General features: G+C 72.0%; 9 protein-coding genes and 2 pseudogenes. 6 read left to right on the top strand and 5 right to left on the bottom strand.

What is annotated here, in order from left to right; genetic code table 11:
* Positions 1–5: 5 nt before the first annotated feature.
* From ENC19_RS20945 to ENC19_RS20930, 4 genes and pseudogenes are all read left to right on the top strand, one after another.
* Positions 6–1,319: a metallophosphoesterase gene (locus tag ENC19_RS20945; RefSeq protein ID WP_164448810.1), complete on the top strand. Its 1,314-nt coding sequence runs from the start codon at positions 6–8 to the stop codon at positions 1,317–1,319.
* A 61-nt stretch (positions 1,320–1,380) separates the two neighbouring features.
* Positions 1,381–4,602, top strand: a complete 3,222-nt coding sequence (locus ENC19_RS20940; protein ID WP_164448809.1) for a UvrD-helicase domain-containing protein — start codon at positions 1,381–1,383, stop codon at positions 4,600–4,602.
* A gap of 561 nt (positions 4,603–5,163) precedes the next feature.
* Positions 5,164–5,622, top strand: a pseudogene (locus ENC19_RS30475) (LppU/SCO3897 family protein); the annotation flags it as partial.
* A 134-nt stretch (positions 5,623–5,756) separates the two neighbouring features.
* A complete protein-coding gene (locus ENC19_RS20930) occupies positions 5,757–6,998 on the top strand; it encodes an ATP-binding protein (protein WP_164448807.1) in 1,242 nt (413 codons plus the stop codon).
* A gap of 197 nt (positions 6,999–7,195) precedes the next feature.
* Here the strand turns inward: ENC19_RS20930 and ENC19_RS20925 are convergent, their stop codons facing one another.
* A complete protein-coding gene (locus ENC19_RS20925; protein WP_164448806.1) occupies positions 7,196–7,741 on the bottom strand; it encodes a GNAT family N-acetyltransferase in 546 nt (181 codons plus the stop codon).
* A 137-nt stretch (positions 7,742–7,878) separates the two neighbouring features.
* On the opposite strand from ENC19_RS20925, the gene ENC19_RS20920 reads away from it, so the two are divergent.
* Positions 7,879–8,424, top strand: coding sequence for a DoxX family protein (locus ENC19_RS20920; RefSeq protein WP_164448805.1), 546 nt, complete (start codon positions 7,879–7,881; stop codon positions 8,422–8,424).
* A gap of 233 nt (positions 8,425–8,657) precedes the next feature.
* Complete coding sequence (locus ENC19_RS20915) at positions 8,658–10,097, top strand: glycosyltransferase 87 family protein (RefSeq protein WP_164448804.1); 1,440 nt, start codon at positions 8,658–8,660, stop codon at positions 10,095–10,097.
* A 9-nt stretch (positions 10,098–10,106) separates the two neighbouring features.
* Here ENC19_RS20915 and ENC19_RS20910 read toward each other — a convergent pair whose 3' ends face one another.
* The 4 genes and pseudogenes from ENC19_RS20910 to moaC form a co-directional block, all read right to left on the bottom strand.
* Positions 10,107–10,526 carry a molybdenum cofactor biosynthesis protein MoaE gene (locus tag ENC19_RS20910; protein WP_164448803.1) on the bottom strand — a complete coding sequence of 140 codons (420 nt, stop codon included), beginning with the start codon at positions 10,524–10,526 and terminating at the stop codon, positions 10,107–10,109.
* Positions 10,520–11,771, bottom strand: a pseudogene (locus tag ENC19_RS20905) (molybdopterin molybdotransferase MoeA). Before ENC19_RS20905 ends, ENC19_RS20910 begins: the two are co-directional and overlap by 7 nt.
* A 9-nt stretch (positions 11,772–11,780) precedes the next feature.
* Complete coding sequence (locus ENC19_RS29585) at positions 11,781–12,263, bottom strand: MogA/MoaB family molybdenum cofactor biosynthesis protein (protein ID WP_164448802.1); 483 nt, start codon at positions 12,261–12,263, stop codon at positions 11,781–11,783.
* Positions 12,260–12,751, bottom strand: a complete 492-nt coding sequence (moaC, locus tag ENC19_RS29580) for a cyclic pyranopterin monophosphate synthase MoaC (protein WP_164448801.1) — start codon at positions 12,749–12,751, stop codon at positions 12,260–12,262. Before moaC ends, ENC19_RS29585 begins: the two co-directional genes overlap by 4 nt.
* Positions 12,752–12,973: the final 222 nt, after the last annotated feature.

Here is a 12,973-nt window from a genome sequence, read left to right as displayed (position 1 = left end):
CACACGTGTTCGCGGTACTCGGCTTCGTCATCACCCTTGCCGTGATCACCGGGTTGATCCATCTCTACCTGTGGAAACGGTTGGTGAAGGACACCACCACCGCCGGACGCTGGCGGCGGGCCGGCACGGTCACCGCCGTGGTGCTGGCCCTGCTGGTGCCGGCCACGATGGTCGGCACCCGAGCCGGGATGTACTGGCTGGCCTGGCCGGGCTACCTCTGGCTCGCGCTGATGTTCTACCTGCTGGTGCTGCTCGTCGTGCTGGAAGTCCCGATGGTGGTGGCGCGGCTGGTGCTGCGCCGCCGGTCGGTCCTGGTCGCTCCGGAGCCGGTACTGGTCGGTCCGGCCGCCGCCCCCGTGCCCGGGTCGTCGACCGACGAGCCGGCCGACGGCGAGCCGGCCGCGCCGGGTGCACCAGCCCAGCCGACCGCCGACGGTCCGACGGATGGACCGGCCGCCGGCGCGGTCGGCCCCGACCACGATCCGGGCCGCCGCCTGCTGCTCGCCCGGGGTGCCGCGATCTTCGCCGGACTCACCGCCACCGGCCTGGTCGGCTACGGCGTACGCACCGCGCTGGGTCCGCCCCGGCTGGACCGGGTGCAGATCCGGCTGGCCAAGCTGCCCCGCAGCATGGACGGCCTGCGCATCGCCACCGTCTCGGACATCCACATCGGCCCGCTGACCGGCCGGGCGCACACCGAGCGGATCGTGGCCGCGATCAACCGGCTGGACGCCGACATCGTCGCCGTGGTCGGCGACCTGGTCGACGGCACGGTGGCCGAGCTGGGCGACGACGCCGCACCGCTGCGCGACCTGCAAGCACGCCACGGCAGCTACTTCGTCACCGGCAACCACGAGTACTACTCCGGGGTGGAGGAGTGGGTGGCCGAGGTCGACCGGCTCGGGCTGCGGGTGCTCCAGAACCAACGACTGGAGATCGCCACCCGTGGTGGAGTGCTCGACCTGGCCGGCGTCAACGACGTCTCCGCCGTCGGCAACGGTGTCTCCGCGCCGCCGGACTACGACGCCGCGCTGGGTGACCGTGACCCGTCCCGGCCGGTGGTGCTGCTCGCCCACCAGCCGGTGGCGGCCCTGGAGGCGGCGCGGTACGGGGTCGACCTGCAACTGTCCGGCCACACGCACGGCGGTCAGATCGTCCCCTTCAACCTGCTGGTGAAGCTGGAACAGCCGGTCGTCTCCGGGCTCGGTGAGGTGGACGGGACCAAGGTCTACGTGACCAACGGCGCCGGCTTCTGGGGGCCTCCGGTACGGGTCGGCGCGGAGCCTCAGGTCACCCTCGTCGAGCTTCATTCGGCATAGCGCAGCTCACCTCCGTGCGTGGCGGCGCGCGGGAGCGCAGCCGGTCGTGACAGGATGCGGCGTGCCCCCGTTCAGCGCCGTACCCCCCGGTGGCCTGTCGCCCTTCGTCGCGGACCTGCACATCCACTCGAAGTACTCGCGGGCCTGTAGCCGCGACCTGACCCTGCCGAACCTGGGCTGGTGGGCGCGACGCAAGGGCATCGCGGTCCTCGGTACCGGTGATTTCACCCATCCGGCCTGGTACGACCACCTGCGGGAGACCCTGCATCCCGCCGAGCCGGGCCTGTACCGGCTGTCGCCGCAGGCGGAGCGGGACATCGCCCGTCGGCTGCCGCCCCGGCTGGCCAGCGAGGCGGAGGGCGATCCGGTCCGGTTCATGCTCAGCGTGGAGATCTCCACGATCTACAAGCGGGACGACCGGACCCGCAAGGTTCATCACCTGATCTACCTGCCGGACCTGGACGCGGTGGGCCGGTTCAACGCCGCGCTCGGCCGGATCGGCAACCTCGGCTCGGACGGCCGGCCCATCCTCGGTCTGGACTCGCGCGATCTGTTGGAGATCACGCTGGAGGCGAGTGGGGACGGATACCTGGTACCGGCACACATCTGGACGCCGTGGTTCTCCGCGCTGGGCTCGAAGTCCGGCTTCGACGCGATCGCCGACTGCTACGCCGATCTGGCCGAACACATCTTCGCGGTGGAGACCGGGCTCTCCTCGGACCCGGCGATGAACTGGCGGGTGGGCAGCCTGGACCGCTACCGGCTGGTCTCCAACTCCGACGCGCACTCACCACCCGCCCTCGCCCGGGAGGCCACCGTCTTCGCCTCGGCCCGGGACTACTTCGCCATCCGGGAGGCGCTGCGTACCGGTGACGGGCTGGCTGGGACGATCGAGTTCTTCCCTGAGGAGGGCAAGTACCACGCCGACGGCCACCGGCTGTGCGGGGTGAACTGGGCACCGGAACGGACCCGGGAGGCCGGCGGACGCTGCCCGGAGTGCGGTAAGCCGTTGACGGTGGGCGTACTGAGCCGGGTCGAGGATCTGGCCGACCGGCCCGAGGGGTACCGGCCGCAGCACGCTCCCGACGTGACCCACCTGATCCAGCTCGCCGAGATCCTTGGCGAGATCCACAAGGTTGGTCCGCGCTCGAAGCGGGTCGAGGGGAAGCTCACCGAGCTGGTCGCCGCGCTCGGCGCGGAGTTGGAGATCCTGATTCGCGTTCCGCTGGACGAGATCGGCCGGATCGGCGGCGAGTTGCTCGCCGAGGGCATCGGCCGGCTCCGTCGCGGTGAGGTCCGCCGGGTGCCGGGCTACGACGGCGAGTACGGCGTGATCACCCTGTTCGACCCGACGGAGCTGACCGACGGCACCGGGGTGTCCGCCGGGCAGGAGACGCTGTTCGACGTACCGGTGGTGCCCGCACCGCGACGTGCCTCGGAGTCCATGGCCAAGACGGGTGCTGCGACGAAGCCGGCGACCGGTGCGCAGCGCCCGCCGGCGAAGCCTGAGCCCAAGCGCAGGCCGGCGGTCCCGGCACCGCCGATCGCGCCGGCGCCCTCTCCGCACGAGCCGTTCGAACCGATGCTCGCCGGCATGGAGGAGGTCGGCACCGGCCTGCTCGACCGGCTCGACGCGATGCAGCGGGTCGCCGCCTCGGCCCCCGGAGGTCCGCTGTTGATCGTCGCCGGTCCCGGTACCGGCAAGACGCGCACGTTGACCCACCGCATCGCGTACCTGTGCGCCGAGTTGAACGTCTTTCCCGAGCAGTGCCTGGCCATCACGTTCACCCGGCGGGCCGCCGAGGAACTGCGGCACCGCCTGGACGGCCTGCTGGGCCCGGTCGCCGAGGACGTCACCGTCGGCACGTTCCACTCGCTCGGGCTGACCATCCTGCGGGAGAACACCCAGGCCGCCGGGCTGGTCGAGGGCTTCCGGATCGCCGACGACGCGGAGCGGGCCGCCGTGCGGGCCGAGGCCGGGGACGATCCGGCCCGCTACACGACGCTGCTGCGCAAACAGGGTCTGGTGGACCTGGACGAGTTGCTCACCCTGCCGGTGGCGCTGCTGCTTCAGGACCGGCGGCTGGTCGACCGGTACCGCGAGCGCTGGCGGTGGATCTTCGTCGACGAGTACCAGGACGTCGACGCGGTGCAGTACGAACTGCTGCGCCTGCTCAGTCCACCCGACGGCAACCTGTGCGCGATCGGCGACCCGGACCAGGCGATCTACTCGTTCCGTGGTGCCGACGTCGGGTACTTCCTGCGCTTCTCGCAGGACTTCACCGATGCCCGGCTGGTCCGGCTCAACCGCAACTACCGGTCGTCGGCGCCGATCCTGGCCGCCGCGGTGCAGGCCATCGCGCCGTCATCGCTGGTGCGGGGTCGCCGGTTGGATCCGGCCCGGCTCGACCCGGAGGCCCCGCTGGTCGGCCGGTACGCCGCCACCTCCGTCGCGGACGAGGCCGACTTCGTGGTACGCACCGTCGACGAGCTGGTCGGTGGCCTGTCCCACCGGTCGCTCGATTCCGGCCGGATCGACGGCCGGTCGACCACGCTGTCCTTCTCGGACATCGCGGTGCTGTACCGCACGGACTCGCAGGCGGCCCCGATCGTGGACGCGCTGGCCCGGGCCAACATCCCGGTGCAGAAGCGCTCGCACGACCGGCTGCGGGACCGCCCCGGGGTCACCGCCATCGCTCGCGAGCTGCGGCACGCCCCCGGTGTCGAGGGTGCCCTGCCCGCCCGGGTACGCCTCGCCGGCCAGGTGCTCGCGGACCGGTTCGCCATCCCGACCCTGGACGGGTCCGGCGGGATACGCCCGGAGGACGTCCGGACCGCCGTCGACCTGCTGACACCGCTGGCCCGCCGGTGCGGCGACGACCTGGAGATGTTCCTGTCACAGCTCGCCACCGGCGCCGAGGTGGACGCGATCGACCCGCGTGCCGAGGCGGTCACCCTGCTGACCCTGCACGCCGCGAAGGGTCTGGAGTTTCCGGTGGTCTTCCTGGTCGGTGTCGAGGACGGGCTGCTGCCACTGCGTTGGCCCGGCGCCCCGACCGACGAGGCAGCGGTGGCCGAGGAGCGGCGACTCTTCTTCGTCGGGTTGACCCGGGCCCAGGACCGGCTCTACGTCAGCCACGCCGCCCGTCGGTTCCGGCACGGCTCGGAGCGGGACTGCCGCCCGTCACCGTTCATCGACGCGGTGGACCCGGGCCTGTTCGAACGCCTCGGCGACAGCGCGGGCCCCCGGCGACCCAAGGACCGCCAGCTGCGCCTCATCTGACGCTGGTGCGCTGTCCAGACAGCGCACCTGGGCCGGTCGGGTTGCCGACCGGCTCGGCGGCTGTGCCACCTTGGACCGTCCGCACGCACTACGGTGACGGTGGCGGTGCCGGTTGGTCGTCCGACCACCCACCGGCTCCACCCGAGGCTCAGGAGGGCGTGCATGGCGAACTACGGACCACCGGGGCCGGGCCCGCAGCCGTGGCACGAGCCGCAACCCGGCGAGTGGTACGGCCACGGCCGGCCGCCCGACGCACCGCCGCCGCACGACCCGGACCAGACCCGCGAGTTCGGTCGCCCGTACGGCGACCAGTCCCACGGTCGCGCCCCCGGACAGAACTACGGGTACGGCCAGGACCCCGGCAGCGGTCAGGACCACGGGTACAGCCGGGACCACGGAGGTGGACAGCGCTACGGGCCCGGCGAGTCCTACGACTCCGCAGGTCACGGCGGCGGTTGGTACGGCACCACCGACCCGGGACACCTCCCACAGGCTCCGGATACCTGGGAGCGGTCCGCCCACCAGCACGACGCGGAGACCGGGTACGCCGGCACCCCCGCGCCACCGCCACCGCGCCGGCGCGGACGGATGCTCGTCGTGCTGGCAGCCGGTCTGGTGCTGATGCTGGGCGGTGCGACGGCGTTCTATCTGCTCGGGCGGGACGGCGAGGCACCGACCCCGGTGGCCGCGCCGACCGAGGAGGGGGCACCCGCCCCGGACGCTCAGGACGACGAGACCACGCCCGACGACCCGGCCGCCGCATCCTCCGCCGACCCCCGCTTCGTGCAGGCGGGGCAGTGTGTACGCAACGACTCGGGGGCCGGCGGCAAGCCCAGGCTGCTGCTGAGTGAGTGTGCGCCGAGGTCGTACGAGGTGCTGCGGCGCATCGACGGCAAGACCAGCGGAGAGCGTGACGCCGAGGAGAAGTGCGCGGCGGTCGACGGCTACACCAACTGGTACTTCTACGACAGCGAGTTGGACTCGCTCGACTTCGTGCTGTGCCTCAAGCAGCGCGGCTGAGGACCTATCACCGAAACTAGTGCTGTCTAGCCTGCAGACTAGACAGCACTAGTTTTTGGTCGAGGGCAACACGCCGGTACCGCCGTCTATCCATCTCTAGCCTCTCCTCTAGACGGCCCGATACTCTGCGATGCGTGGATCCGGTCCGCAACCCCTACGCGCCGGGCGCCGGCCAGCGTCCGCCCGAACTCGCCGGGCGGGGGCGGGAACTGGACGTCTTCGACATCGTCCTGGAACGCATCGCCCGCGGCCGACCGGAACGCAGCCTGATGCTCACCGGGCTCCGCGGCGTCGGCAAGACCGTCCTGCTGAACACGTTGCGCTCGCAGGCGATCAACCGGCTCTGGGGCAGCGGAAAGATCGAAGCACGACCGGATCAGTCGTTGCGCCGACCGGTCGCCGCCGCCCTGCACATGGCCGTCCGGGAGCTGGCACCGAGGCACCGGGCACCGGAGCGGATCGACGCCTTCCTCGGGGTGCTCAAGGCCTTCGCCCAACGTGGCGCGCCGACCGGCCGGGGTGGGGCCGCTCCGAAGCTGCGCGACAGGTGGCAGCCCGGCATCGACGTGCCAGCGGCAAGTGGGCGGGCCGACTCCGGCGACATCGAGATCGACCTGGTGGAACTGCTCACCGACGCCGCCTCCGTCGCCAGCGACGTGGGCACCGGCGTCGCCATCTTCATCGACGAGATGCAGGACCTCGGGCCGGAGGACGTCTCCGCGCTCTGCGCCGCCTGCCACGAGCTTTCGCAGCTCGGCGCGCCCCTGATCGTGGTCGGGGCCGGGCTGCCGCACCTGCCGGCGGTGCTGAGCGCGGCGAAGTCGTACTCCGAGCGGCTGTTCCGCTACCAGCGCATCGACCGCCTCGACCGGATCGCCGCCGACCACGCACTCTGCGCGCCGGCCGAGCGGGAGGACGTGGCGTACGAGGCAAAGGCCCTCGACCTGCTCTACGAGAAGTCCGGCGGATATCCGTACTTCGTGCAGGCGTACGGGAAGGCGACCTGGGACCACGCCCCCCGGTCACCGATCACCCCGGCCGACGTACGCGTCGCCGCACCGGAGGCCGAGGCGGAGCTGGCCGTGGGCTTCTTCGGCTCCCGCTTCGAGCGGGCCACCCCCGCCGAGCGGGAGTACATGCGCGCGATGGCGACGCTGTCGCTCGTCGAAGGGGACAACGACGGCGGCGGCCGGGACGACATGGACGCGGCGGCGCCGACCTCGGAGATCGCCCGAGCCCTCGGCCGTAAGCCTGCCAGCCTCTCGCCTGCTCGGGATGCGTTGATCAAGAAAGGGCTGATCTACTCCGGGGAACGCGGCACCGTCGCCTTCACCGTCCCCCACTTCGGCCGCTACCTGCGCACCCAGCCCGCCTGAGCTGGATCTCCACGGAGACCGGCCAGAGTTGGCGCGGCTGCGGCGCGCCACGGCACGGCGTTCGGTGGTCGATGCCCTCCTGCGGTCCTGTCGAGCCACTCACATGAACTCGCCGCGCCGGACCGAGCGATCCGCATCGTGTGGTCGGTCAGCGGTCCGAGCTGTGACATGGCAGGCGAGTCCAGGTGAGACAGCGGTCAGACCTTGGACCAGGGCGGTGGGAAGACCACCTCGCCCCGCGGGGGTGGCGGCTCGCCGCTGGTGGCCGGCGGCAGCACCAGTGCCTGCCACGGCTCGCCGAGGCCGGACCAGGGGCTGGTCAGGCCCAACTGGTCGGCCCGGCTGAAGCCGAAGCGCCGGTAGTAGGCCGGATCGCCGAGGACCACCACCAGCCGCTCACCGAGTTCCGTAGCCGCCTCCAGGGCGGCCTGCACCACCGACGTGCCGAGCCCGATCCGCTGCCGGTGCGGCGCCACACCCACCGGGCCCAATGCCAGCGCCGGTGTGCTGGCCGTGCCCGAATTGACAAGCACCCGGGTGAGCAGGGCACAACCGACGATCTTCCCGCCGTACTCGGCGACCATCGCCAGCTCCGGCAGCCACGCGTCGCTGCCCCGCAGCTCGTCGACGAGGCGTACCTCCGGTGGGACGGCGACGTCGGGTCGGGCGAACGCCGCGGCCAGCACCCGGCGGATCGCGCCGGTGTCGGCCGGGTCCTCGGGTCGCAGCCGCAGGGTCGTCACGCGGCGTAGGGTACCCCGGAAGACCCGTCCATCCGCGACGGTCCTCGATTCCGGGCGCGGCGGCACCGACACACTCGATCGATCGACATACCCCGTTGCGGGGCGTAGTCACGCCCCGGACAGGGTATGACTGTTCCATGACGCCCGTACGATCCCTCGCCCGCGCCATGCTGAGCGGCATCTTCGTGGTCAGCGGCGCCCGCAACTTCGCCAACCCCGGCCGCCTGACGCCCACCGCGAAACCGATAACCGATCGGGTGACGCCGCTGCTGGAGCGGGCGCATCCGCGGATCCCCACGGATACTGAAACCCTGATCCGAGCCAACTCGGCCGTGCAGCTCGGTGCCGGGCTCATGCTGGCCACCGGGCGGTTCACCCGGCCGGCGGCCCTGGTGCTGGCCGGCACGCTGATCCCGGTCACCCTCGCCGGGCACCCCTTCTGGCTCAACGACGACCCGGCAGCGAAGAGCAACAACCAGATCCACTTCCTGAAGAACCTCGGTCTCTTCGGTGGGTTGCTGCTCGCCGCCGCGGACACGGAGGGTAAGCCCGGACTACGCTGGCGGGCCGGTCACCGCATCGGCCACTCGCGACGGTCGGTGCGCCGCGCCGTCCGGACCGCCCGTCGGGAGGCCCGGATCGCCCTCCGGTCCGCCGCCACCGCTCGGCGGCTGCCCGGCTGAGCGGTAGGCGTCCCCCTCACCCCCGCTGAGCTGCGATCCAACCACCCCCACCCAGGCTAAGGCCGCGAATCACCTGAACCGCCCGGTAGGCGTTAACGCGGTGGAAATGTCAAAAGAATGTGTGGGATCGGACACGGTCGCATAACGCGGGAGGCACTGACGTGAGGCGCCGTTCTAGGCTCCGTACTGGACCTGGACGGGTAGGACGACCTTGGTACGGGGGTGGCCACGCCATGCCGACGATCGTCGGTAGAGGGCTGGACCGCCTCGCCACAGTCCGTCGCGTAACGCGTGGGATCGATCGTAGGACAGTCGTACGGGCGGGCATCGTCGCCGCCGTCGCCTACGCCGCATGGCTTGCCATCGGCGCTTTCGGGCGTCCGTACAACTTCTTCGACATGAAGATCTACCACGGCGCGGTGGTCTGGTGGGCGAGCGGTCACGAGCTGTACGAGTTCGTAGCGCCCGACACAACTCTGGGTTTCACCTACCCTCCCTTCGCCGGGCTGGCCATGCTGCCGATGGCGCACCTGCCGGTCACCCTGGCCGGTCTGGTCAACGCCGCGGTCAGCATCGCCGCGCTGGCCGTGGTGCTGGCCGCGCTGCTGCGCCCGATCGTCGACCGGCTGGGCTGGCCACTGTGGTACACGGTGGCCATCGCCACGCCGCTGGCCGTCGCCATCGAACCCACCCGGGAGACGCTCGGCTACGGGCAGGTCAACCTGCTGCTGTTCGCCCTGATCCTGGCCGACCTGGTCGCCCTGCGCTGGCGCTCACGCCGCGGCACCCACCAGGCCGAGGACGACGGCCCGCTGCTGCGGTTCGTCTACGGCGGTGCCTGGGCCGGCGTGGGCATCGGCCTGGCCACCGCCGTCAAGCTGACCCCGGCCCTGTTCATCTTCTACCTGATGATCACTCGACAGTGGCGGGTGGCCGCGACGGCCGTCGGCACCGCCGTCGGAGTGACCATCGGCAGCTTCGGCATCGTCGGCGCGGAGTCCCGCGACTACTTCGGCAGCGTGCTGTGGCAGACCGAACGGGTGGGCGCCGCCGACATGACGCCCAACCAGTCCCTGGCCGGTCTGCTGGCCCGGCTCTACGACTCGATCGAGACCCCCGGCCTGCTCTGGCTCGCCTTCTCCGTGCTGGTGCTGGCGCTCGGGCTGTCCCGGGCGTCCAACGCCCACTCCGACGGCGACGAACTGACCGCCTTCACGCTTGTCGGCCTGACCGCCAACGTGATCAGCCCGATCTCCTGGACGCACCACCTCGTCTGGGTGATCCCGGCGATCATCGTCCTGGCCGACAACGCGATCCGTCGGCACGATGCCAGCCGGGGGCCGATCCGATCCGCGTCAACGCCGTACGGCGGGCCGCCGGGAGTCGCCACCCTCCGACCACCGATCTGGTACCCGACGCTCACCGGGTTCCGCCACGGCATCGCCGCCATCGGGCTCTACCTGCTCTTCCTGATCTCGCCCATCTGGCCGTACGAGCACCAACTGCCGGAGGTCTCCCACTACCAGGACGGCCTGTTCGGCGCGTTGATGGAGAACTCCCTGGCGCTGGCGCTGATCCTGCTGGTCGCCGCACTGCCGTGGCGGCCCGGGGCGGAACCCGCCTTCCACACCGACCGGGCGGCGCGCGCCTCGATGCTGTACGGACGGCGTTAGGCCCACCGCTCAGGGGCAGTTCACCCACTCCTCGGTGCCGTCGGTGAAGACCTGCCGCTTCCAGATCGGCAGCCGGGCCTTCGCCTCGTCCACCAGCCGGGCACAGGCAGCGAACGCGGCGGCGCGGTGGGCGGTGCTGACCGCCGCCACCAGGGCCACGTCGCCGATGGCCAGTGGGCCGATGCGGTGCGACACCGCCACGGCGTACACGTCGGGGTCGGCGGCGATCTCGTCGGCGACCTCCTGGAGCACCTTCGCGGCGTTCGGGTGGCCCTCGTACTCCAGGCTGACCACCGACCGCCCGTGGTCGTGATCGCGCACCACCCCGGCGAACGACACCACCGCGCCGGCCCGAGGGTCGGCGACCGCCGCCTCGTGGGCGGCGAGATCCAGTGGCTGGTCGGTAACGGTGCTGATGACGGTCACCATGCCCGCTCCCCAGGTAGCAGCGGCAACGGCACGATCGGAACCCGATCACCCACCGAGCCGGTGGTGCCGGGGCTGATCACGGCGAACCCGTCCGCGTTGGCGAGCCCGCGCAGCATGGCCGAACCGACGTGCCGGACCGGGTGGGCCGTCCCGGCGACCCGGTCGAGCCGCACCAGCGCCAGGTGGGTCTGGTTGCCACGGCCGGCAACAGACTCGGCGAGGACGGCGTGCGGAAGTGTCGGCAACGACCGACCGGCGAGCCCGGCCAGTAGCGGGACCACGAGAGACACCAGCGCGATGACGGCGGACTGCGGGTTGCCGGGCAGCCCGGCCACGAACCGGACCTGACCGTCGGCACCGACCAACCTGGCCAGCAGCATCGGGAAGCCGGGACGCACCGCGACCGTGTTGACCACGTATTCCGCACCTAACGTCGCCAGCGCCGGGTGCAGGTAGTCGACCGGGCCGTGCATGGTGCCGCCTGTGGTGCAGACCAGTTCGGCGTGGTCCAGGGCGGCGCGCAGCGCGGCCACGTGAGCGTCAAGCGTGTCGGCGACGGGGCCGACCACGCCGTCGGGATCGATGCGGCAGCCGTACCGTCGTAGCCAGCCCGGCACCGCTGGGCCCAGCGCGTCACGGACCCGCCCGTCGCCCGGCGGGCCCGCGGTGAGCAGCTCGTCGCCGAAGACCAGCAGTGCGGCCCGAGGCTGCCGGCGTACCCGCAGCGTGTCGAGGCCACACGAGGCGGCCAGACCGATCACCGCTGGGTCGACCGGTGTTCCGGCCGGCAGCAGTTCCTCACCGGCGGTCGCCTCCTCGCCGGGCCGCCGCCACTCCGGCGTGGCACGCGGCACGCCGTCGACAAACCCCGCCGGGGTACGCCTCGACTCCTCCACCCTGAGCACCGCCGAGGCACCCGCCGGCACCATCGCCCCGGTGGCGATCTCGACCGTCGTTCCGTCCTCGGTCAACGGGGCAGCCGTACTGCCGGCGAGGACCCGCCCGACGACCCGCCACGGGCCGGCACCACGAACCGCCCAGCCGTCCACACTCGACGTCGGGAACGCCGGCAGGTCGGTCCGGGGGGTGAGTGGTTCGGCGAGAGTGTGCCCGTCGGCCCGGCGAGTGGCAGCCGACGGCGGGCAGCGCGGCGGCCAGGCCGGCCGCGTGCACCTGAGCGGCCTGCGCCCAGTCGGCCGGCGGTGGCGCGGAGACCTCGTCGGTGGAGGCGGTTTCCTTTCTCACCGGCCGAGCCTAACCGGCCGCCGGGTGGTCGCCACCGCGCAGCTGATCGACCGTGTGGGCCAGGATCGGTCCCAGCACGGCGAGGCCGTCCCGTGCCCCGCCGGTCGAGCCGGGCAGGTTCACCACAAGCGTGCGGCCGGCCACCCCGGCCACCCCTCGGGAGAGTACGGCGGTAGGCACCTTGTCGCGGCTGTGCGCTCGGATCGCCTCGGCGATGCCGGGAATCTCGTAGTCGAGCAGGGCCCGCGTCACGTCGGGTGTGCGATCGGTGGGGGTGATCCCGGTGCCGCCGCTGGTCAGCACCACGTCGATGCCGTCCGCCACGGCCGCCCAGACCGCCTGGCCGACCGGGTCGCCGTCCGGCACGACCACCGGTTCGTCCACCGCGCAGCCCAACTCCCGCAGCCCGGCGACGAGGAGCGGGCCGCTGGTGTCGGCGTAGACACCGGCGGCGGCCCGGTTGGAGGCCACCACCACCCGGGCGCGGATCACGGCCGGTCCTCCGGGCGCTGCCACAGGCCGGTCTTGCCGCCCTCCTTGCGCAGCACTCGGACCGCGTCGACGCTGGCCGCCGGGTCCACGGCCTTGACCATGTCGACCAGAGCCAACCCGGCGACCGCGACCGCGGTCAGCGCCTCCATCTCCACGCCGGTGCGGTCGGCGGTACGGGCGGTGGCGGTGATCTCGACCGTGTCGGCGGTCAGCGTCAGGTCGATGGTGACACCGTGCAGGGCGATCGGGTGGCACAGCGGAATCAGGTCGGAAGTGCGCTTGGCGCCCATGATCCCGGCGAGTCGCCCGACCGCCAGGGCATCACCCTTCGGCAAGCCGTCTCCACGCAGCAGGTCGATCACCTCACGGGTGGTCCGCAGCCGGCCGGCGGCGGTCGCCGCACGACCGGTGACCTGTTTGGCGGAAACATCGACCATGCGCGCCGCACCGGCGGTGTCGACGTGGGTGAGCTGGGCAGGTTCGGTCACGGTCGCGAGCCTATCCGTGCCGTGCGACAGTCGGTACGGCGCTCGGAAGGAGCGGCGCTCCCGCGCCGCTCCTTCCGAGACCGGCCTGCCTCGGGTTGCTGGGGTAGACCCGGCGGCAGGGGTCGCGACGAGATCCGGCAACTGTCGGATCTCCCCCCGTCGGCGAACGTCCGGGAGGCTAACGACCCCGGCGATAAGAAATCGATAAGGACGAGGGCCGGA

This window comes from Verrucosispora sioxanthis, assembly GCF_010560025.1.
GTDB lineage: Bacteria > Actinomycetota > Actinomycetes > Mycobacteriales > Micromonosporaceae > Micromonospora > Micromonospora palythoicola.
Note: the sequence above shows the minus strand (reverse complement) of the source record. Positions and strands in the feature narration are given on the sequence as shown.

Bases quoted from the DNA above. Each gene is read 5' to 3' on its own strand.
- ENC19_RS20920 (WP_164448805.1), top strand. From the start codon at position 7,879: ATGACGCCCGTACGATCCCTCGCCCGCGCCATGCTGAGCGGCATCTTC.
- ENC19_RS20915 (WP_164448804.1), top strand. From the start codon at position 8,658: ATGCCGACGATCGTCGGTAGAGGGCTGGACCGCCTCGCCACAGTCCGT.
- ENC19_RS20910 (WP_164448803.1), bottom strand. From the start codon at position 10,526: ATGGTGACCGTCATCAGCACCGTTACCGACCAGCCACTGGATCTCGCC.